This window comes from Candidatus Pantoea floridensis (assembly GCF_900215435.1).
GTDB classification, from domain to species: domain Bacteria; phylum Pseudomonadota; class Gammaproteobacteria; order Enterobacterales; family Enterobacteriaceae; genus Pantoea; species Pantoea floridensis.
This window is the reverse complement of record NZ_OCMY01000001.1, coordinates 1,289,834-1,310,498: the sequence shown is the minus strand read 5'-3', so window position 1 is coordinate 1,310,498 and position 20,665 is coordinate 1,289,834. Positions and strand designations below refer to the sequence as shown.

Genomic DNA, 20,665 nt, shown 5'->3' with positions numbered 1-20,665 from the left:
TCGCCATGAATGGCGACCCTCTGAAAGGCACGAAGAGTTGTAGGGTGCGCATTGATGCGCACCCTTAACAATCAACGGCGTACCGCGATCGCCTCAATCTCAATCTTCACATCTTTCGGCAGACGCGCCACTTCCACGCAGGAACGCGCTGGGAAGCTGGCGTTGTGCTCGGTGAAGAACGCTTCATACGTCGCGTTCACCGTGGCGAAGTCATTCAGGTCTTTCACAAACACGGTGGTTTTCACAATGTCGCCCACTTTCAGGCCAGCGGCTTCAACAATCGCCTTCACATTTTCCAGCGACTGACGCGCCTGTGCAGACACGTCATCTGCCACGGCGCCGGTGGCCGGATCAACCGGAATCTGGCCAGAAGTGATGATCATACTGCCGAGATCCACGCCCTGCACGTAAGGGCCAATCGCTGCCGGTGCGTTTGAGGTACTGATTTCGCGAGACATTGTTTCTCCTTAATAAGTGCGCGGCCGACCGATGTCCGCCGCGAAATTGCTCGCCCCATTATAGGGACGACGTGGGCGATTACCAGTGACCGAGCACCACGTGGCGCGCAAACTCTTTCTCACAATATTTGCACTTCAGGTGCACATCATCCGCACGCTTTTTCACCGCAAAGCTGGTGAACACCGGCTCGTTACGGCTGATACAGTTGCTGTTTGGGCAAGTCAGCACGCGATCGATACGATCCGGCAAGGTTGGGGCGATCTTCGCCACCACTTCGTATTCATCAATGCGGTTTACCGTAGCGAGCGGAGCATATACCGCCAGCTGGTTGATCTGATCGTCCGTCAGGAAAGTATTCTCAATTTTGATCAGATCCTTGCGCCCCATTTCGCCCGACGGCAAATTGAGGCCGATGGTGATGCGCTGATCGGTTTCAGTCAGGCGGAACAGCGAGAGTAACTTAAAGCCAACCTGCGCAGGAATATGGTCAATCACCGTGCCGCGTTTGATAGCTTCAACCTGCAGTTTATTATCGTGAGTCATCGGTTTACTCCTTACAGTGCCAGTTCGCTATTGAGTACCAACGCCAGCAGTGCCTGGCGGGCGAAGATGCCGTTACCGGCCTGCTGGAAATACCAGGCATGCGGCGTGCTATCGACATCGGTGGTGATCTCGTCGATGCGTGGCAGCGGATGCAGCACTTTCATGTTATCGCGCGCACCGACCAAATCGGCGGCGCGCAGGATGAACTGCGCTTTGACGTTGGCATATTCCGACGGATCGAGACGCTCTTTTTGCACGCGCGTCATATAGAGAATATCGAGTTGTGGCATCACTTCTTCGATGGTGTCGTGGCGCGACCAGGCAATGTTCTGCTCATCCAGCATATCGGTGATGTACGACGGCATCGCCAGCGCATCGGGGGCGATAAAGAAGAAGCGGTTGCCGTCAAACTTCGCCAGCGCCTGCGTCAGTGAATGCACGGTGCGGCCATATTTGAGATCGCCAACCATCGCCACATTCAGGTTATCCAGGCGGCTTTGCGTTTCGCGGATGGTGAAGAGATCGAGCAGCGTTTGCGTCGGATGCTGGTTGGCACCGTCACCGGCATTAAGTATCGGAATGCCGCCGGAAAATTCGGTCGCCAGACGCGCCGCGCCTTCCTGCGGATGTCGCATCACAATGGCATCTACGTAAGTACCAATCACCGAAATGGTATCGGCGAGGGTTTCGCCTTTCTTACCGAGCGAGGTGTTGCTGCCATCCGCAAAGCCGACCACCGACGCACCGAGGCGATGCATCGCAGTTTCAAACGACAGGCGCGTACGCGTTGAAGCCTCAAAGAAGCAGCTGGCGATAACGTTGTGTTTCAGCAGCTCCGGCTGAGGATGCGCTTTGAGCTGGGCGGCAGTATGCAGCACCAGCTCCAGCTCGTCGCGGTTGAGATCGTTAATGGAAATGATGTGCTTGCGATATAGCGGGTTGGCCATAGCGTTCTCCTCTGCGTTGCCGGATTGCGGACAAAAAAAAGCCCCTGCTTAAGGGGCTTTTTTGACGATCGATTGATGACGGAAAGAAACAGCTGCGCCGCCCGCTGTCAGGCGTCGTGGAGCGTCAAGTTGTGCGCTGCGCTGTTGCATGTTTCCTCCGGCAAATTGGGCCGCATTATACGCATTCACTGATTTGCAGCAAGCAAATATCGCGCGCGAGGTAAACGTTTGCTTCGGTGTATTTATCGCTTACCCAACGTTGCAACCATCACCGCTTTGATGGTGTGCATGCGGTTTTCTGCCTGATCGAACACGATGCTGTGCGCCGATTCAAACACCGCATTACTCACTTCCATGCCATCCTGCAAACCGTACTGTTCCGCCATCTGGCGGCCCAAGGTGGTTTTGTCATCATGGAAAGCCGGTAAGCAGTGCAGGAACTTCACCTGCGGATTACCGGTCAGTGCCAGCATGGCGCTGTTCACCTGATACGGACGCAGCAGGGCGATGCGATCTTCCCACACCGATTTGGCTTCGCCCATCGACACCCATACATCCGTATAGATGAAGTCGGCACCTTGCACGCCTTCGGCGATATCTTCGGTCAGCGTGATTTTCCCGCCGGTTTGCTGGGCGGCCACGCGGCATTGTTCTACTAATTCCGCTTCCGGCCAGCAACCTTTTGGCGCCACCAGACGCAGATCAAGACCCACCAGCGCCGCGGCTTCCAGCATGCTGTTGCCCATGTTGTTGCGCGCATCGCCAACGTACACCAGCGTCATTTCATTCAGCGATTTGCCGGGCAGATGTTCCTGCATGGTTAGCAGATCGGCCAGCAGCTGCGTCGGGTGAAACTCGGTGGTGAGGCCGTTCCACACCGGCACGCCAGCGAACTCCGCTAAGGTTTCTACCAGTTCCTGGCCGTAGCCGCGATACTGGATGCCGTCATACATACGGCCCAGCACGCGCGCGGTGTCTTTCATCGACTCTTTGTGGCCGATTTGGCTACCGCTCGGACCAAGATAGGTGACGTTAGCGCCCTGATCGTAAGCGGCAACTTCGAAAGAGCATCGGGTACGAGTCGAGTCTTTTTCGAAGATGAGCGCGATGTTTTTGCCTTTCAGGTACTGCGTTTCGCTGGCATTTTTCTTGGCGTGTTTTAATTCACCTGCCAGACTCAGCAGAGAATCGATTTCGACTGGGGTAAAATCCAGCAATCTCAGGAAATGTCTTTGATGTAGCTGACTCATACAGCGCTCCGGATACTTGCATTAAAATGAATTAAAATTCAATCTAACCGTATGAATATGCATTTTCAACCCCGCCGTTAAGAAACTTGTTGTTTTGTGTAGTGGCGCGCGAGGCAGTGTGGGAAAATAATTGTATTCAGCCGAATATTTTGAGGACACATCCATGGCATATGAAGCATTGCTGGAAGAACAGCGCGAAGAGACGCGACTGATCATCGAAGAGTTGCTGGAAGACGGCAGCGATCCCGATGCGCTTTACACTATCGAGCATCATCTCTCCTGCAACAATTTCGACTCGCTGGAAAAAGTCGCCGTTGATGCCTTCAAACTGGGCTATGAAGTCAGCGAGCCGGAAGAGCTGGAGCTGGAAGATGGCACTACCGTAATGTGCGTGGATATCCTGAGCGAAGGCGCTCTGAAGCCTGAGTTGATTGATGCGCAGGTTGAGCAACTGGTCAATCTGGCGGGCAGCTACAACGTCGATTACGACGGCTGGGGCACCTACTTTGAAGATCCGGATGCCGAAGATGAAGACGACGATGGCGAGTTCATCGACGACGAAGAAGACAACGGTGTCCGTCACTAAGCCTTCATGGGCGGCGCTCGCCGCCCTGATACTTTCTCCTCGCCAGAAAAAGATTGCCGATGAATTACGCTCCACTGTTAGAACCAATCTATCAATTCCTGCATTGCCGCACGCCACAAGCGTGGATTGATGAGGCTCGCAAGCCGGAAAATCTGACGCTGCTGCTTACCGATCACATGGTATGCGAGTTGAAGGCCGCGCAAACCGCGGTGTTTATCATCCGTAAATACGTGGCGGATAAGCCGAGTGGTGATGCCATTCTGGCGTGGCTTAAGCCTTATGAAGATTTTATTTACCGCGATGAGCCGGACAACAATTTCATCAATGCGCACAAGAATTTGACCAAAAGTATCATTGTGCGCAATGAGCTGCCGTGGGCCGACGATTTGGTAGAGATGATGGTGCTGCTGATCAAAGAGGAACTGCATCACTTCTATCAGGTGTGGGAAATCATGCAGTCGCGCGGTTTGCCCTATCGCAAAATCACCGCCAGCCGTTATGCCAAAGGGCTGATCCGTGAAATCGCCACGTATGAGCCAGATGCGCTGGTGGATAAGTTGATTTGCGGAGCGTACATCGAAGCGCGATCCTGTGAGCGTTTTGCCAGCCTGGCGCCGTATCTGGATGAGCAGCTGGAGAAGTTCTACATTTCGCTGTTGCGATCGGAAGCGCGTCACTATCAGGATTACCTGAAGCTGGCGCAGCAGATTTCGCCGAAGGATATTGCGCCACGGGTGCAGGCGTTTGGTGCCGCAGAAGCGCGCTTAATCAGCGAGCCGGATAGCGAACTGCGGTTTCATAGCGGTGTGCCGGCGGTTTAAGACATTGATTTTTTAGCGGTTACGCGGTGCGCATGAATGCGCACCCTACGTTACACCGTAGGGTCGCCATTTATGGCGACCTCATTCATCACAACACCTTCAACATCCGCACTTCGCAATCCACATGCCCGGTGCAGCCCATCGCGCTATCAATCAGCTCAAAGCCCAACGACTCATACAGCTTAATCGCACGCGTCAGGCTACCGGTGGTTTCCAGGTAGCAGCGCTGAAAACCTTGCTGACGGGCATACTCCATTGCGCGCAGCGCCAGATCGCGCGCCAACCCCAAGCCGCGTACCTGCGGCAGGAAATACATCTTCTGCAGCTCGCAAATATCTGGTGCGCTACAGGCCAGCGGTGCAACGCCTCCACCGCCCACCACCACGCCTTCATGCTCGACAATCCAATAAGCGCTGTTGGCTTCGCTATACAACTCGAACAGGCGATCCAGATTGGGATCGGACACGGTGTAGCCTTTGTCCGCCGTTAGACCAAATTCGGCTGATACGTCGCGGATCACCTGCGCGATCAGCGGATTATCGGCGGCTGTAATCGGGCGCACCTTTAAATTGATGGGGGCGTCGGTGGTCATCATTATCTTCCGGTATAAAAAAGCCGGGCAGTGCCCGGCTTCGATTAAGCAATTGGACTGAAGCGCTTACAATGCCGCAATCACGCCCTGCTGTTCAAACAGTTTTGCTTTAGATTGTTCAAGCTCAGCCACGCGCTCACGCTCTTTGGCGACGACCGCTTCCGGCGCACGTGACACAAAGCCTTCATTCGCCAGCTTGGTCTGGATCTTCTCGATTTCGACATCAAGTTTCACCAGCTCTTTCGCCAGGCGCTCCAGCTCGGCTTCTTTGTTCACCAGATCCGCCATTGGGATCAGCAACTCAGCGCCTTCAACAATCTTGGTCACCGCAACCGGACCTTTCTCGCCGGCAGGCAGAATGGTCAGGCTCTCCAGACGCGCCAGGCGCGACAGGAAGGTGCGGTTCTCATCCACGCGACGCTGCGCCGCAGCGGAGCAATCACGCAGCAGCACATCAAGCGGCTTGCTTGGTGCAATATTCATCTCGGCACGAATATTACGCACCGCGACGATCGCCTGCTTCATCCACTCGATATCGGCTTGCGCCTCGGCATCTTCTTTTGCCGCCTCATACTGCGGGAACGGCTGCAGCATGATGGTATCGTGATCGATGTTTTTCAGGCCTTTCACACGCTGCCAGATGGTTTCGGTGATGTAAGGAATGATCGGATGTGCCAAACGCAGCAGCGCTTCCAGCACGGTAACCAGCGTATTACGCGTGCCGCGCAGTTCCGCTTCGCTACCGCTGGTCATCACCGGCTTCGTCAGCTCCAGATACCAGTCACAGAACTGGTTCCAGGTGAAGTCGTAGAGAATATTGGCGGCGATATCAAAGCGATAGCTATCCAGCGCTTCACGATATGCCTTCACGCTGCGGTTGAATTCGCTCAAAATCCAGCGATCCGCCAGCGACAGCTTCATTTCGCCGCCGTTTTGTCCGCAATCCTGCTCTTCGGTGTTCATCAGCACGAAGCGGCTGGCGTTCCACAGCTTGTTACAGAAGTTGCGGTAACCTTCCAGGCGTTTCATGTCCCAGTTGATGTCACGGCCGGTAGAAGCCAGCGCGGCGAGGGTAAAGCGCAGCGCATCAGTACCTGAAGGCACGATGCCGTCCGGGAACTGCTTCTCGGTACGTTTGCGGATCTTCTCAGCCAGCTGCGGCTGCATCATGTTGCCGGTACGCTTCTCCAGCAGATCTTCCAGCGAAATACCGTCAATCATATCCAGCGGATCGATGACGTTGCCTTTCGACTTGGACATCTTCTGGCCTTCTTCATCGCGGATCAAACCGGTCATATAGACGGTTTTAAACGGTACCTGCGGCTTGCCGTTTTCATCTTTGATGAAGTGCATGGTCAGCATGATCATGCGCGCAATCCAGAAGAAGATAATGTCGAAGCCGCTCACCAGTACGCTGGTTGGGTGGAAGGTACGCAGCGCTTCAGTGTTCTCTGGCCAGCCGAGAGTAGAGAATGTCCACAGGCCGGATGAGAACCAGGTATCCAGCACGTCGTCATCCTGGCGCAGCGCGACGTCGGCGGCCAGATGGTTTTCCTGACGCACTTCATCTTCGGTGCGGCCAACGTAGACGTTGCCGTCGTTGTCGTACCACGCCGGAATGCGGTGTCCCCACCACAGCTGACGCGAAATACACCAATCCTGAATGTCGCGCATCCATGAGAAGTACATGTTTTCGTACTGTTTTGGCACGAATTGGATGTCGCCATTCTCAACCGCTTCCACCGCAACTTTCGCCAGCGGCGCGGTGCGCACATACCATTGGTCGGTGAGCATCGGTTCAATCACCACGCCGCCGCGATCGCCGTAAGGAACGGTCAGGTCGTGCGGTTTGATCTCTTCCAGCAGGCCGATTTCGTCAACGGCAGCGACAATCGCTTTACGCGCAGCAAAACGCTCCATTTTCTGGAACGGTGCTGGGATATCGTCGGCACACTCGTCGCTCACTTCACCATTGGTGTCGAACACTTCCGCGCGCTCGCGGATATCGCCATCAAAGGTCAGAATGTTGATCATTGGCAGCTTGTGACGACGACCGACTTCGTAGTCGTTGAAGTCATGCGCTGGCGTGATCTTCACGCAGCCGGTGCCTTTTTCCATATCGGCGTGTTCATCGCCAACGATCGGAATGCGGCGGTTCACCAGCGGCAGGATCACTTCTTTGCCGATCAGATCTTTGTAGCGCGGATCTTCCGGGTTAACCGCGACGCCGGTATCGCCCAACAGGGTTTCCGGACGGGTGGTGGCCACCACCAGATAATCTTTGCCTTCCGCGGTTTTCACACCGTCGGCCAGCGGATAGCGGATATGCCACATCGAGCCTTTGCTCTCGCGGTTTTCCACTTCCAGATCGGAGATGGCGGTACGCAGTTTTGGATCCCAGTTTACCAGGCGCTTGCCGCGGTAAATCAGGTTCTCTTTATACAGGCGGACAAACACTTCACGCACCGCGTTGGACAAACCGTCGTCCATGGTGAAGCGCTCGCGCTCCCAATCAACCGAGTTGCCAAGACGACGCATCTGACGAGTGATGGTGCCGCCGGATTCCGCTTTCCACTGCCAGATTTTGTCGATGAACGCATCGCGGCCGTAATCCTGGCGCGTTTTGCCCTCTTCAGCGGCGATCTTACGCTCAACCACCATCTGCGTGGCGATACCGGCGTGATCGGTACCGGCCTGCCACAGGGTATTTTTGCCCTGCATGCGCTGGTAACGCACCATGGTATCCATGATGGTTTGCTGGAAAGCGTGACCCATATGCAAGCTGCCGGTGACGTTCGGCGGCGGGATCATGATGCAAAAGCTTTCCTGGCTGGTGTCGCCATTCGGTTTAAAGTAGCCCTGCTGTTCCCAGTGCTCGTAGAGCGGCTGCTCGATATCTTGCGGGTTATATGTCTTTTCCATTTCTACACTGTCGTTTGCGGCGAGGGTGGCGTCGCCGTATTCAATTGGAAACCAACGCTGCGATAGGCTTTATAGCGATCGCGCGCCAGTTGTTTTAGGGATTCTTCATAAGGTACGAAGTCTATCACTTCATGGAAAGCAGTAGCAAAATCTGCGAACTGCGGCAAAAGGCTGATCAGCAGATCGCGCGGCGAACTGCCACGGCGCTGCGGCCAGGCCAGTTCAACTGGTGCGCCATAGCGCGGGCCTTCGCCAGCCAGATTGTGTGGCACAAAGGCGTTGGCCGGGAGCTGCCAGAGTGCTTCATCCAGCCGATTGGCCTGTTCTTCATTTTCGCAGGCGATCAGGATGCGTTTGCCGTCACGCCAGCGTGTTTCGGCAAGAGAGCACACCAGGGCTTCAATGGCGGTTAAGCCGTCGCCTGCGCTCTCAGACTCCATCACATAGAAAGTGGCGTTTTTCATGGCGGACTCATTTCCATAAATGACAGTGGGGCGCATTGTGCGCCCCGCGGGTTCGTGCGTCTATCTTTTCGGTCGCCATTAATGGCGACCCTACTTCGTTGGGCGCGCATTGATGCGCACCGTTTCAATGACCGCACAGCGACAACTTAATCGTCGCCGTTCAATCCCGCACGATTCAGCAGGAACTGCGACAGCAGCGGTACCGGACGGCCGGTGGCGCCTTTAGCTTTACCAGAACGCCATGCTGTGCCGGCGATATCCAGGTGCGCCCAGTTGAACTTACGCGCAAAGCGTGCAAGGAAGCAGGCTGCGGTGATCGCGCCGCCAGGACGGCCGCCAATGTTCGCCATATCAGCAAAATTGGATTCCAGCTGCTCCTGATACTCATCGGCCATCGGCAAGCGCCAGGCGCGATCGCCAGATTGCTCAGACGCGCTGATCAGCTCGTGTGCCAGCGGGTTGTGGTTAGACATCAATCCGCTAACGTGATGGCCTAATGCAATGACGCAGGCACCGGTCAGCGTTGCGACGTCAATCACCACTTCTGGCTCGAAGCGTTCAACGTAGGTCAGCGCATCACACAGCACCAGACGGCCTTCGGCATCGGTATTGAGCACTTCAACGGTTTGGCCAGACATGGTGGTTAACACGTCGCCCGGTCGCATCGCTTTGCCATCGGCCATATTTTCACAGCCTACCAGCACGCCCACCACATTCAGCGGCAGATTCAGTTCTGCCACCATGCGCATCACGCCATACACCGAGGCCGCGCCGCACATGTCGTACTTCATCTCATCCATCGCTTCGGCCGGTTTGATGGAGATACCGCCGGAATCGAAGGTTAAGCCTTTACCCACCAGTACAATCGGCCGAGCTTCAGGATCGTTGCTGCCTTTGTACTCAATGACCGACATCAGCGATTCGTTATGGGAACCCGCGCCGACCGCCAGATAAGCGTTCATCCCCAGCTCTTTCATCTGCTGCTCGCCAATGACGCGCGTGGTGACATTTTTGCTATACGCATCCGCCAGCTGTCGCGCCTGTGAAGCCAGATACGCGGCGTTACAAATATTTGGCGGCATATTGCTGAGATCTTTGGCCGCTTTCACACCGGCAGCCACGGCTAACCCGTGCTGAATGGCACGTTCGCCGCTGGTCAGTTCACGGCGGGTTGGCACGTTGAACACCAGTTTGCGCAGCGGGCGACGCGGCTCTACTTTATTGCTTTTCAGCTGATCGAAGTTGTAGAGCGCCTCTTTCGAGGTTTCAACCGCCTGACGTACTTTCCAGTAAGTATTGCGGCCTTTTACGTGCAGTTCGGTCAGGAAGCACACCGCTTCCATCGAACCGGTGTCATTCAGCGTATTAATTGTTTTCTGAATCACCTGCTTGTACTGGCGCTCATCCAGCTCGCGCTCTTTACCGCAGCCAATCAGCAGGATGCGTTCGGAGAGGATATTCGGCACATGGTGCAGCAGCAGCGTTTGGCCCACTTTCCCTTCCAGTTCACCGCGGCGCAGCAGGGCGCTGATGTAGCCATCGCTAATCTTATCCAATTGCTCAGCAATGGGCGACAAACGGCGCGGTTCGAAAACGCCAACGACAATGCAGGCGCTACGCTGTTTTTCCGGGCTACCGCTTTTTACACTGAACTCCATGCACTCTCCTGAATCTTAAAGACAACGGCCTTAGCTGTCGTTAGAATGTAGCGCGCTCGTAACTCATTACTTCGTTGCGACGCCATGACAATTCAACGCCGGTAGTCATAATGAGTTGTGGTGACAATACGTTGTTTTTTCACCACGCTAACGCGTTCGTCATACTATTTTAGCTACGATGACGGCCATTGATGAAGAAAAATGGCTGATAAGCGTTGAAACTAGCGATTTTCCTGCAAAAAGACAAGTTATCACAGGCGTACTAAGCGTGATCATCATTAGATATCTGGTTCGGGAAACGCTCAAAAGCCAGCTGGCTATCCTCTTCATCCTGCTACTGATCTTCTTTTGTCAGAAGTTAGTGCGGATTTTGGGTGCTGCGGTGGATGGCGAGATCCCAACAAACTTAGTTCTGACATTGTTAGGACTTGGCGTGCCTGAAATGGCACAACTTATCCTGCCCCTAAGCCTGTTTCTGGCGATTTTAATGACCCTGGGACGGCTGTACACCGAAAGTGAAATCACGGTGATGCATGCCTGCGGCCTCGGCAAAAGCGTGCTCATCAAAGCGGCGATGATCCTGATGTTGCTGACTTCAGCGGTCGCAGCCGTTAACGTCATCTGGTTAGGTCCCTGGTCGTCGCGTTATCAGGAAGAGGTGACACAAAATGCTAAAGCTAACCCGGGCGCGGCAGCGCTAGCGGCTGGGCAGTTCCAAACCTCCAGCGACGGGAATGCGGTGCTGTTTGTTGAGAATGTGAAAGGTAATACCTTTGGCAACGTGTTCCTGGCGCAGCTGCGTCCGAAAGGGAATGCGCGTCCTTCGGTAGTGCTGGCCGACAGCGGGCACATGGAGCAGCGTAAAGATGGCTCACAGGTGGTCACGCTGGATAAAGGCACGCGCTTTGAAGGCACGGCGATGCTCCGCGACTTCCGTATCACCGACTTCGTGAATTATCAGGCGCTGGTAGGCTACAAAGAAGCCACGCTCGATCCGAACGATGCCGATCAAGCCGATATCAGCACTCTGGTGAAAACCAAGACGCCTCAGTTCCAGGCAGAGCTACACTGGCGCTTAACGCTGATCTTTGCGGTGCTGGTGATGGCATTAATGGTGGTGCCGCTTAGCGTGGTGAACCCGCGTCAGGGCCGCGTGCTCTCAATGCTGCCCGCTATGCTGCTGTATCTGATCTTCTTCCTGCTGCAGAGCTCGCTGCGCTCCAATGCGGCAAAAGGCAAATTCGATCCTGCCATCTGGATGTGGGTGGTGAACTTATCCTATCTGGCGTTGGCGGTGTTGCTAAACATGTGGGATACCGTGCCGATGCGTCGCATCCGTGCCCGTTTTAGCCGTGGAGGATCGGTCTGATGTTTAAGGTTCTTGACCGCTATATCGGCAAAACTATCTTCAACACCATCATGCTGACGCTGTTCATGCTGGTATCGCTGTCGGGCATTATTAAGTTCGTCGATCAGCTGCGTAAAACCGGGCAGGGCGCCTACACCGCGTTGGATGCGGGTTATTACACGCTGCTCAGCGTACCGAAAGATATCGAAATCTTCTTCCCGATGGCGGCGCTGTTGGGTGCGCTACTCGGTTTAGGCACGCTGGCGCAGCGTAGTGAGCTGGTGGTGATGCAGGCATCGGGCTTTACCCGCATGCAGGTGGCGCTGGCGGTGATGAAAACGGCGATTCCGCTGGTGTTACTGACCATGGCAGTCGGCGAATTTGTGGCGCCGCAGGGCGAGCAGATGGCGCGTAACTACCGGGCGCAGCAGCTGTACGGCGGCTCGCTGGTTTCGACGCAAAACGGGTTATGGGCGAAGGATGGCAATGATTTCATCTACATCGAGCGCATTAAAGGCGATAACGAGATTGATGGCGTCAGCATCTATAAATTCACCGACCAGCGTCGCTTACTGAGCGTGCGCTACGCGGCGAGCGCGACCTGGAATGCGGAGAGAAAGCTGTGGGTGCTGTCGCAGGTGGATGAATCCGATCTGCAGGATGCCAAACAAATTACCGGTTCGCAGAGCCTGAGCGGCGAGTGGAAAACCAACCTCACGCCCGATAAGCTCGGCGTGGTGGCGCTGGACCCAGACGCCCTGTCGATCAGCGGCCTGTATAACTACAGTAAATACCTCAAGCAGAGTGGCCAGGTTTCAGGACGCTACCAGCTGAATATGTGGAGCAAAATCTTCCAGCCGCTGTCGGTGGCGGTGATGATGCTGATGGCGCTGTCATTTATCTTTGGACCGCTGCGTAGCGTCTCCATGGGCGTGCGCGTGGTGACGGGGATTAGCTTTGGCTTCTTATTCTACGTGCTGGATCAGATCTTTGGCCCGTTAAGCCTCGTGTACGGTTTACCGCCGATATTGGGCGCGATTCTGCCGAGCGGCGCCTTCTTCGCGATCAGTTTGTTCCTGCTAATGAAGCGCCGGTAACGGGTTGCGGTCAGCATTAATGCTGACCCTACGCGGATATAGCCGGGTTTTCGTAGGGTGCGCATTCATGCGCACCTGCATAAAAAGGCATTTTTTGCTTAAGTGAGCGGCATCACGCCATTTATGGCGGCCTTTTTCATAAAACGGTTAAAACTTTCAGCTTTCCAGCGTCACCAATGCAATTCCCGCCTGCTGCCAGGCATCGGCATCTTCTGGCAAATTATCCATCACCAACATATCAACCTGATCGCTGCGCGCGAACTGTGCCAGTGAGGTGTTTCCCAGCTTGCTGCTGTCACACACAACAATCACCTGGCTGGCATGTTCGATGATGGTGCGCTTGCTCTCTGCCAGCATAATGTCGGCAACGCACGCGCCTTGTTTGAGTGAAATACCGTTCACCGCCATAAAGGCTTTATCGACGTTAAGATGATCCATCATCTGCCCACCTGCGGCAGGAATCACGCAGTGATAGCCTTTCTTCACGATGCCGCCCAGCAAGACCACCTGCACGCCGCTGGCTTCTTCCAGCACGCGAGCAATGGCGAAATCGTTGGTAATTACGGTGAGATTTTTACGTTCGCGCAGGTGGTGCGCAATATGCAGCGTCGTGGTACCGGTATCGAGCACGATAATATCGCCGTCTTCGATGAGCTGTGCCGCACGCTCACCAACGCGGGCTTTCGCATCAATATTCAGACTCTCGCGCAGGTCTGAGCCCATCTCAAAACTGGCGCGCGTGCGCAGAATGGCGCCGCCGTGGGTGCGCGTCAGCTGGCCAGATTCTTCCATCAAACGCAGATCGGTGCGAATGGTGGCACCGGAAACGTTGAAACGTTCACTCATTTCGCCTACGGAGATTTTGCGTTTCTCTTTCAGGATGGCGAGGATTTTTTCTTGTCTTTCCTCTAAGTACATATCGGCCTCAAACGGGGGGAAACCGCAACACTCTATCTCAGGTTCCGGGCGGCGTGAACTCCGCCCGGACAATTCACTTAGCGATTGAGCGGTTGCAGAAACTCCACGCGCTCACCATCTGGGCCGGCAATCATAAAGTAGCGGCAGCCCGCCGGATGATCGCAAGGTCCTTCTACCAAAGGATAGCCAAGCGAGATAATCCAGCGCTCGGCAGCAGGCAAATCTGCTACCTGCCAGGCCAGATGATCGATACCGCTATCCTGCGGCGCGCGGGCATCGGTTTGCCAGGGCAGCTGATAGAGCTCCAACACCGTGCCCTGTATCTGCATAAACTGAACGACGATGGTACCGCGTGCTTCTTCGATCTCGATGTGGCGCTGAGGCTCAAACCCCAGTGAGCGATAGAATTCACGCGCCGCGGCGATGTTTTGTGTGCGTAATCCAATGTGCGCTAACGATGTAATCATTACTACACTCCTTTGCGCTGGCACCAGAAGCCGAAAAAGGCAACATAGACAAAGCATGCCAGCGGGATGATAAAGGCGAACTGCATGTCGCCGCCGTTAAGGTCAGACATAATCCCCATCACCAGCGGGATTACCGCGCCACCAATAATCGACATCACAACAATGGAGCCTGCCAGCTGAGTTTCTGCACCCATGCCTTTGATGGTTAAGCCAAAATTGGTTGGCCAGCATAGCGCCATACAGAAGTTCACCCCCATGATTGCTACCACTGCCGCCATGCTTTTCTGACTCACCGCAAACAGCAATAGCACTACACATATCGAGCAGAACACGCCTAGCAGCAGCGCCGGGCTATAGCGTTTCATCAGCGCGGTCGTCACAACTTTACCGGCGGAATAGCACAGCAGCGTGGCAATCAGCCACCAGGTGGCGGAATGCTCGCTGGTGCCATGTTCAATTAATTGAACAAAGCGGATGGTAAAGCTCCACAGGCCCACCTGCGCGCCGACGTAGAGGAATTGCGACAGTACGCCCATACGAAAACGCGGTACTGACCACAGTTTTTTCAGCGATTGGGCAAGGGGTTCCGCAGCGGTATTGGCTTTCGTCGCCGGTTTGCAGGCGGGAAATTTTACCGCCACAAACACCAGCGCCAGCACCACCAAAATCGAACCGATGATCAGGTAAGGCGTGACGACCTGCGACACCATTTGCTGGCGAATGCCGTCCGCTACTTCGACGGGAAGGGCAGCAAGCTGCTCATGTGTAAGATCGTCTTTGTTGAACACCAGCTGTTGCCCAATGACCACACCCATGATTACGCCGACGGAATTGAAGATTTGTGAAAAGTTGATGCGTTGGGTAGAGGTTTCGGCGGTGCCAAGCAGGCTCGAATAGGTGTTGGCCGAGGTTTCGAGGAATGATAAACCGCTGGCAATCACCCCAAGGCAGCCGAGGAACGCCGCGTAGGTCATAGCATGTGCGGCCGGGATAAACAGGAAACAGCCGGCAGCATAGAGACACAGCCCAATGATGATCGCCACTTTGTACGAGTAGCGCTTAATCACCGCGGCGGCGGGTAAGGCCACCAGAAAATAGCCGAGGAAGAAGATCGACTGCACCAGCGCCGTTTGTGTATCGCTAAGGTTAAACCCCTTTTTGAACTGGGCGATCAGGATATCGTTGAGGTTGCCCGCCATGCCCCACAGGGCAAACAGGCAGCATACCATCAGCAATTGCAGCCACGGCGTAGCGGGCAAATAGGCGCTGCGGTCCAGCGTTTCCCCATGTGCACCGGCGACCTCATCTTGTTTTTTAATCACTATTTCGCTCATGATCCCTGCTCCTCAAAACAGGCGGAGGCAGCATCGAGACGATCCCAAAGCGGCTGTGCCTGCAAATAAAGTTGGTCGAAGATGTCGAACTGACGTTGATAAGCATCGTGCAGGCGCGCATCGGGCTGAATCTCACCGGCAATGTGCACCATACGCTGCACGCCTTGTGCGAGGTCACTGAAGTAACCGATGCCAGTGGCGGCGAGAATAGCGCAGCCCAGCGTGCCGTTTTCCTGATTAACGGTGTGCTGAATTGGCCGGTTGTACACTGAGGCTTTAATACTGAGCCACAGTTCGCTGCGTGAGCCGCCGCCGGAGGCAATGATGCTGTCGGGCATGGTGCAACAGGCGCTTAACTGGCGCAGATTGCGCCACGAGGCAAATGCCACGCCTTCCAGCACCGCGCGGTAAAGATGTCCTGCCGCATGCCGCCGCTGTAATCCAAACAGCTGGCCACGCGAGTTGCATTTATCCGCCAGGCGTTCGCCGGTGAGATAGGGCAGAAACAGCAGACCTTCTGCGCCGGCTCTCGTCTCTGCGGCAAGGCGCAGCATTTCAGGGTGCGAATGCTGCCCGCCCCCAAAGGCCTCCCGCGCCCAGCGCATCGCATCACCGCCAGCATCCAGCAGCGTAAAACCGCCCCAGGCAGCATTGCTGAGATGCAGATTATTAACCTGCGGATGCAGCAGCGGCGCGTCGCTGACGACGGTGATTAACGTTGATGTGCCGGTGCTATCCGAGGCCTGTCCGGGCTGATACACACCCGAACCCAGCAGGCTGGCGGCCATATCGGCGGTACCTGCCACCACCGGAATACCGGGCCTTAAGCCGGTTTCTCGCGCCGCCTCGGGCGTGATGCTGCCGATCACATCGCTGGCTGCATGAATGTCAGGCAGCAGATCGGCGGATAGCTGGAAGCGATCGAGCGCCGCGTGCGACCATTGGCGCGTGGCGCTGTCCATCAGGTAATAACAGGAGGCTTCGCTATAGTCGGTCGCACGCGCGCCGGTAAGACGAAAATTAATAAAGTCTTTCGGCATCAATACGCTAGCCACGCGCGCCCAAACGTCGGGATGATGTTCGCGTATCCACTGCAGTTTAAAAGCGGGCCAGGCCGGCGTTGGTGGGTTATTAAGATGTGTGAGCCAGAAAGGCATCTCCTCCCGTTCCCGGAAAGCAGCCACCTGCGGCCAGGCGCGTTTGTCATTCCAGAGTAAAGCGCGGTCTTCTACCAGATGACCTGCGCTATCGAGTAGGACCGTGCCGTGCATCTGGCCACATACCGCAATCGCAGCGATGTGCGCCATTTCCTGGGCAAAGCGTGAGTAGAGTTCCCGGATGCCGTCGCAAGCAGAGTGCCACCACAGCGACGGGGATTGTTCCACCCAGCCAGGCTGCGGAGACGTCTGCGAATATTCACGTTGGGCAAAGCCGACGATAGTGCCGTCGGTTGTGACAAGGGCAGCGCGCGTGCTGCCCGTGCCGATGTCGAGGGTAAGAAGGTTTTTTTTCATTATTCACTCCATATCACGCCGGAGAGTTGCAGCGTTTACACCGTATGATTCAGTTCCGGGAACAGCGACGGATCTTGCTCCAGTTGAGCGAGCACCTTCTCGGTAGCGCTGGCGCTCATGCCAAAGCGGCGGACGCCCAAACGATACAGCGTGCGGATGGTGTCGAGATCGCGAATGCCGCCCGATCCTTTGATGCGTAAACGCCCTTGCAGCTGATCGGCGATGATCGCCACTTTCTCTTCGGTCGCCCCGCTGGCTGCCCAGCCGGTTGAGGTTTTGATCCATTTCATGCCAGCTTCTACGGCGATGTCACACACGCGGCGGATCTGCTGTTCGTCGAGATAATGGGTTTCGAGGATCACTTTGGCTTCAACCGGCGCTGCGGCCTCAACCACGCGCTGAAGGTCCTGCTTCACTTCATCAAAGCGACCCGACAGCACGTTGCCGATATTCACCACCATGTCGACTTCACGCGCGCCGTCGCAGATCAGCTGACGCACTTCCTGCACTTTGGTATCGGTGGCGTGTCCGCCGCTTGGGAAACCGACCGGACCGCCGATCATGATGTCACCGCGACCTTGCTCTGGCAGCAGCGTGCTGAGAAAGCGCGTCCAGCAGGGTAAAACGTGAATAGCGATGATGTTGTAGCGGATGGCCAACTCCGCGCATTGGCGAATATCAGCTTCGGTATTGGTTGCCTGAACGGCGCTCAAATCAATCATGCGCGCCATCTGCTGGGTAATGCGGTTCATTTTCTCTTCCTTTCATTTTTAATGACAAAATGACAATAAATGAAAGTTTAAATGAAAGTAATCGCGAGCTTCAGATTTTGTGATCTGCAAAGTGAAAATAGATGAAAGAAAATGGAAGGAAGGGTTTTGGGATCGCCATTCATGGCGACCTGCTTATGGCAACTGCTGGATGAAACCCGGCAGCTGCGATAGCAAATACAAAATCAGGCCAATCGTGCCGCCCACCAGGGTGCCGTTAATGCGGATAAACTGTAAATCACGGCCAATATTTAGCTCAATTTGCTGTGACATGTCGCGCGCGTCCCAGCTTTTTACGGTATCGCTAATATGGCGTGTCAGGAACGCCGCAAACTCCGGTGCGACACTGCGTGCGGCATCTTCCAGATGTTGATTCATTGAGGCGCGCAGCGCTTCATCGGCGGCAAGCGTCTCGCCCAACCACAGCGCCGCCAGCCGCACGCGCTCCTGCACCTGCGAATCCTCGCTGTTCAAATCATCTTTCAGCCAGCCACGTAAATCCTGCCACAGCTCGCCGATATAACGATTGAACGACTCATCCTCCTTCAGCCAGTTCTTAATGCCTTCGGCGCGTTCGGCCATTTCAGGATCGGTTTTTAGCCGCTCAATCAAACGCTGTACGGCGCGATCAAATCCCAGACGTAGCTCATGGCCCTGATCAAGCGCCACCTGATCGAGAATGGAATCCACGGCATTTGCTACTAAATCAGCGCTGTGCTCGCCAAGCCATTCGGTCGGCAACATTTTGGCTTTAATCGGGTGTTCGCGTTTCAGCCAACGCACAATTTGCGCGGCGATAAACTCGCGCGTGCCGGGCTTATGCAGCAAGCGCAGCAGCTGTTGCACCGCCGCATCCAGCAACTCCTGATGGCGATTGTTTTTGGTCAGGCTATCCAGCAGCAGCGCGCTGGATTGGGTGAGATCGACTTTATCCAGCGCACGATGCACCGCGCGACGTAAAAAGCGCTGAATGCGTTGATCGTCGGTAAGGTCGAGAAAGCCGCGCATCACCTGTAGCAGATGGCGACCAATACGATCGGCATTGCCTGGCGTGTTAAGCCACGTTGCCAACATTTGCGACGGATCGTGGCGGCGAATCAGCGCCAGTAGCGAATCAGTATCGAGGAATTTCTCCTGCACGAAACGGCCAAGATTCTCCCCAATCCGATCTTTATTACGTGGAATAATCGCCGTATGGCGCGAGATAAACGGTACCGGGACACGCCGGAATAACGCCACCACTGCGAACCAGTCGGCTAACGCGCCGACCATGGCTGCCTCGGCAATGGCCTTCACGCCAAGCACCCAAAAGTTGGGCGGCAGAAACAGCGTCACGACGAAAATCGTGGCGGCAATCAGCAGCAGCGACAGCGCCAGACGTTTGCTGCGTTTGAGTTGTTGATATTTATCCATAATCCCTTTTAACGACGACGGCCGCCCAATAAACTTCCGAGTACGCCGCGAATGATTTGGTTGGTTACCTGACGCGCGGCGCTCTTGGCCACGCTCTGCACGACGCCATCGCGCTTGCCGCCGCGTGGTCCGGTAGTGCCAAAGAGAATATCTTTCAGGCCGCCAAGAATACCGTTATCGACATCGACGCTGTTCCCTTTGGCTTCCGGGGCATTGGCTTGCTGCGTCGCCGTCTGCACGCCTTTTTGCAGCATTTCGAATGCCGATTCACGATCCACTTCGGTGTCGTATTTACCGTACAGCGGCGAGTTGTTGATCAGGCCATTACGCTCATCCTGGCTTACCGGCCCCATGCGTGAGCCGGGCGCAATCACCATTGCGCGTTGCACCATGGCGGGGCTGCCTTTTTCATCGAGGAAGGAGATCAGCGCTTCGCCGGTGCCGAGCGCCTGAATCGCCTCCGCGGTATCAAAGTCTGGATTAGCGCGCATGGTTTCGGCGGCGCTTTTCACCGCTTTCTGATCCTTCGGCGTAAAGGCGCGCAGCGCATGCTGCACGCGGTTGCCGAGTTGCCCCAGCACGTTGTCGGGAATATCGCCAGGATTCTGCGTGACGAAATAGACGCCAACCCCTTTGGAGCGAATCAGGCGAATAACCTGTTCAACCTTCTCCAGCAGCACCGGCGGCGCATCGCTAAACAGCAGATGCGCTTCGTCGAAGAAGAACACCATTTTGGGCTTATCGAGGTCGCCCGCTTCTGGCAGCTGCTCATACAGTTCGGCCAGCAGCCACAGCAGGCTGGTAGCGTAAAGCTTCGGCATCTGATACAGCTTTTCCGCCGAGAGGATGTTGATGAAGCCTTTGCCGTTGCTGTCGCAGCGCATCCAGTCGCGGATATCCAGCATCGGTTCGCCAAAGAAGTGCTCGGCGCCTTGCTGCTCCAGCGCCAGCAAACCGCGCTGAATCGCCCCCACCGACGCGGCGTTGATATTGCCATATTGCGTCTGAAACGCTTTGGCGTTGTCGCCGATGTACTGCGTCATGGCGCGCAGATCTTTGAAATCCGGCAGTAATAAACCCTGATCGTCGGCGATGCGAAAGATGATCTGCAGCACGCCGGATTGCACATCGTTGAGGTTAAGCAGGCGCGCCAGTAGCAGCGGACCGAGATCGGACACCGTTGCGCGCACCGGATGGCCCTGCTGGCCGAAGATATCCCACACCATCACCGGATTTTTCTGTGCCTGCCAGTCGCTGACGCCAATTTTTGCCAGGCGCGCCAGCAGCTTCTCTGAACCTTCGCCCGCCGCAGAGATGCCGGTGAGATCGCCTTTCACATCCGCCATAAATACCGGCACGCCGATGTCAGAGAAAGATTCCGCCAGCTTTTGCAGCGTCACGGTTTTGCCGGTGCCGGTGGCGCCAGTGATCAAACCGTGGCGGTTTGCCATGTTGGAGAGAAGATGCAATTGGACGTCAGGCGTTTGGGCAATCAGCAACGGAGTGGTCATGATTATTTCGCTCTCAGGCAATAGGTTATGCCAGAAAGGATAGCAAGCGAC

19 protein-coding genes are annotated in these 20,665 nt (G+C 55.5%); 4 read left to right on the top strand and 15 right to left on the bottom strand.

The annotated features are described in order from the left end of the window. Nucleotides 1–71: 71 nt before the first annotated feature. From ridA to argF, 4 genes are all read right to left on the bottom strand, one after another. Complete coding sequence (ridA, locus tag CRO19_RS06180) at nt 72–458, bottom strand: 2-iminobutanoate/2-iminopropanoate deaminase (RefSeq protein ID WP_061718232.1); 387 nt, start codon at nt 456–458, stop codon at nt 72–74. A 79-nt stretch (nt 459–537) separates the two neighbouring features. Next, nucleotides 538–1,002 (bottom strand): aspartate carbamoyltransferase regulatory subunit, encoded by a 465-nt coding sequence (gene pyrI, locus CRO19_RS06175; protein ID WP_097095067.1) that lies wholly within the window; start codon nt 1,000–1,002, stop codon nt 538–540. 11 nt (nt 1,003–1,013) lie between these two features. Continuing rightward, entirely contained in the window at nt 1,014–1,949 is a 936-nt protein-coding gene (gene pyrB / locus CRO19_RS06170) for an aspartate carbamoyltransferase (RefSeq protein ID WP_097095066.1), read from the bottom strand. 242 nt (nt 1,950–2,191) lie between these two features. Further along, the gene (gene argF / locus CRO19_RS06165) at nt 2,192–3,199 is read right to left on the bottom strand and encodes an ornithine carbamoyltransferase (protein WP_097095065.1); all 1,008 of its coding nucleotides are present in this window, start codon (nt 3,197–3,199) and stop codon (nt 2,192–2,194) included. Nucleotides 3,200–3,362: 163 nt separating this feature from the next. Here argF and rraB point away from each other — a divergent pair, with 163 nt between their 5' ends. Both rraB and miaE read left to right on the top strand, forming a co-directional pair. Further along, nucleotides 3,363–3,785 (top strand): ribonuclease E inhibitor RraB, encoded by a 423-nt coding sequence (gene rraB / locus CRO19_RS06160; protein WP_008104254.1) that lies wholly within the window; start codon nt 3,363–3,365, stop codon nt 3,783–3,785. A gap of 59 nt (nt 3,786–3,844) precedes the next feature. Continuing rightward, nucleotides 3,845–4,606 carry a tRNA isopentenyl-2-thiomethyl-A-37 hydroxylase MiaE gene (miaE, locus tag CRO19_RS06155; RefSeq protein WP_097095064.1) on the top strand — a complete coding sequence of 254 codons (762 nt, stop codon included), beginning with the start codon at nt 3,845–3,847 and terminating at the stop codon, nt 4,604–4,606. Nucleotides 4,607–4,694: 88 nt separating this feature from the next. Here miaE and CRO19_RS06150 read toward each other — a convergent pair whose 3' ends face one another. The 4 genes from CRO19_RS06150 to pepA form a co-directional block, all read right to left on the bottom strand. Continuing rightward, nucleotides 4,695–5,198 carry a GNAT family N-acetyltransferase gene (locus CRO19_RS06150; protein WP_097095063.1) on the bottom strand — a complete coding sequence of 168 codons (504 nt, stop codon included), beginning with the start codon at nt 5,196–5,198 and terminating at the stop codon, nt 4,695–4,697. 66 nt (nt 5,199–5,264) lie between these two features. Then, complete coding sequence (locus tag CRO19_RS06145; protein ID WP_097095062.1) at nt 5,265–8,120, bottom strand: valine--tRNA ligase; 2,856 nt, start codon at nt 8,118–8,120, stop codon at nt 5,265–5,267. Nucleotides 8,121–8,122: 2 nt separating this feature from the next. After that, nucleotides 8,123–8,584, bottom strand: a complete 462-nt coding sequence (locus CRO19_RS06140) for a DNA polymerase III subunit chi (protein WP_036620276.1) — start codon at nt 8,582–8,584, stop codon at nt 8,123–8,125. 146 nt (nt 8,585–8,730) lie between these two features. Beyond that, a complete protein-coding gene (gene pepA / locus CRO19_RS06135) occupies nt 8,731–10,242 on the bottom strand; it encodes a leucyl aminopeptidase (protein WP_097095061.1) in 1,512 nt (503 codons plus the stop codon). 268 nt (nt 10,243–10,510) lie between these two features. On the opposite strand from pepA, the gene lptF reads away from it, so the two are divergent. Together lptF and lptG are read left to right on the top strand one after the other, a co-directional pair. Further along, entirely contained in the window at nt 10,511–11,611 is a 1,101-nt protein-coding gene (gene lptF, locus CRO19_RS06130; protein ID WP_097097600.1) for an LPS export ABC transporter permease LptF, read from the top strand. Next, entirely contained in the window at nt 11,611–12,687 is a 1,077-nt protein-coding gene (gene lptG / locus CRO19_RS06125; protein ID WP_097095060.1) for an LPS export ABC transporter permease LptG, read from the top strand. The genes lptF and lptG overlap by 1 nt, the downstream gene beginning before the upstream one ends. A 156-nt stretch (nt 12,688–12,843) precedes the next feature. Here lptG and CRO19_RS06120 read toward each other — a convergent pair whose 3' ends face one another. The 7 genes from CRO19_RS06120 to CRO19_RS06090 form a co-directional block, all read right to left on the bottom strand. Next, nucleotides 12,844–13,605, bottom strand: a complete 762-nt coding sequence (locus CRO19_RS06120; protein ID WP_097095059.1) for a DeoR/GlpR family DNA-binding transcription regulator — start codon at nt 13,603–13,605, stop codon at nt 12,844–12,846. Between the two features lie 77 nt (nt 13,606–13,682). After that, complete coding sequence (locus CRO19_RS06115) at nt 13,683–14,072, bottom strand: VOC family protein (protein WP_176519135.1); 390 nt, start codon at nt 14,070–14,072, stop codon at nt 13,683–13,685. Between the two features lie 2 nt (nt 14,073–14,074). Then, entirely contained in the window at nt 14,075–15,406 is a 1,332-nt protein-coding gene (gene fucP / locus CRO19_RS06110; protein WP_097095057.1) for an L-fucose:H+ symporter permease, read from the bottom strand. Beyond that, entirely contained in the window at nt 15,403–16,920 is a 1,518-nt protein-coding gene (locus CRO19_RS06105; RefSeq protein WP_097095056.1) for a xylulokinase, read from the bottom strand. Before CRO19_RS06105 ends, fucP begins: the two co-directional genes overlap by 4 nt. A gap of 35 nt (nt 16,921–16,955) precedes the next feature. Beyond that, the gene (gene deoC / locus CRO19_RS06100; protein WP_097095055.1) at nt 16,956–17,672 is read right to left on the bottom strand and encodes a deoxyribose-phosphate aldolase; all 717 of its coding nucleotides are present in this window, start codon (nt 17,670–17,672) and stop codon (nt 16,956–16,958) included. A 153-nt stretch (nt 17,673–17,825) separates the two neighbouring features. Beyond that, nucleotides 17,826–19,103: a DUF445 domain-containing protein gene (locus CRO19_RS06095; protein ID WP_097095054.1), complete on the bottom strand. Its 1,278-nt coding sequence runs from the start codon at nt 19,101–19,103 to the stop codon at nt 17,826–17,828. Nucleotides 19,104–19,111: 8 nt separating this feature from the next. After that, nucleotides 19,112–20,614 carry a helicase HerA-like C-terminal domain-containing protein gene (locus CRO19_RS06090; RefSeq protein WP_097095053.1) on the bottom strand — a complete coding sequence of 501 codons (1,503 nt, stop codon included), beginning with the start codon at nt 20,612–20,614 and terminating at the stop codon, nt 19,112–19,114. Nucleotides 20,615–20,665: the final 51 nt, after the last annotated feature.

Bases quoted from the DNA above. Each gene is read 5' to 3' on its own strand.
- ridA (WP_061718232.1), bottom strand. From the start codon at position 458: ATGTCTCGCGAAATCAGTACCTCAAACGCACCGGCAGCGATTGGCCCT.
- pyrI (WP_097095067.1), bottom strand. From the start codon at position 1,002: ATGACTCACGATAATAAACTGCAGGTTGAAGCTATCAAACGCGGCACG.
- pyrB (WP_097095066.1), bottom strand. From the start codon at position 1,949: ATGGCCAACCCGCTATATCGCAAGCACATCATTTCCATTAACGATCTC.
- argF (WP_097095065.1), bottom strand. From the start codon at position 3,199: ATGAGTCAGCTACATCAAAGACATTTCCTGAGATTGCTGGATTTTACC.
- rraB (WP_008104254.1), top strand. From the start codon at position 3,363: ATGGCATATGAAGCATTGCTGGAAGAACAGCGCGAAGAGACGCGACTG.
- miaE (WP_097095064.1), top strand. From the start codon at position 3,845: ATGAATTACGCTCCACTGTTAGAACCAATCTATCAATTCCTGCATTGC.
- CRO19_RS06150 (WP_097095063.1), bottom strand. From the start codon at position 5,198: ATGACCACCGACGCCCCCATCAATTTAAAGGTGCGCCCGATTACAGCC.
- CRO19_RS06145 (WP_097095062.1), bottom strand. From the start codon at position 8,120: ATGGAAAAGACATATAACCCGCAAGATATCGAGCAGCCGCTCTACGAG.
- CRO19_RS06140 (WP_036620276.1), bottom strand. From the start codon at position 8,584: ATGAAAAACGCCACTTTCTATGTGATGGAGTCTGAGAGCGCAGGCGAC.
- pepA (WP_097095061.1), bottom strand. From the start codon at position 10,242: ATGGAGTTCAGTGTAAAAAGCGGTAGCCCGGAAAAACAGCGTAGCGCC.
- lptG (WP_097095060.1), top strand. From the start codon at position 11,611: ATGTTTAAGGTTCTTGACCGCTATATCGGCAAAACTATCTTCAACACC.
- CRO19_RS06120 (WP_097095059.1), bottom strand. From the start codon at position 13,605: ATGTACTTAGAGGAAAGACAAGAAAAAATCCTCGCCATCCTGAAAGAG.
- CRO19_RS06115 (WP_176519135.1), bottom strand. From the start codon at position 14,072: ATGATTACATCGTTAGCGCACATTGGATTACGCACACAAAACATCGCC.
- fucP (WP_097095057.1), bottom strand. From the start codon at position 15,406: ATGAGCGAAATAGTGATTAAAAAACAAGATGAGGTCGCCGGTGCACAT.
- CRO19_RS06105 (WP_097095056.1), bottom strand. From the start codon at position 16,920: ATGAAAAAAAACCTTCTTACCCTCGACATCGGCACGGGCAGCACGCGC.
- deoC (WP_097095055.1), bottom strand. From the start codon at position 17,672: ATGAACCGCATTACCCAGCAGATGGCGCGCATGATTGATTTGAGCGCC.
- CRO19_RS06095 (WP_097095054.1), bottom strand. From the start codon at position 19,103: ATGGATAAATATCAACAACTCAAACGCAGCAAACGTCTGGCGCTGTCG.
- CRO19_RS06090 (WP_097095053.1), bottom strand. From the start codon at position 20,614: ATGACCACTCCGTTGCTGATTGCCCAAACGCCTGACGTCCAATTGCAT.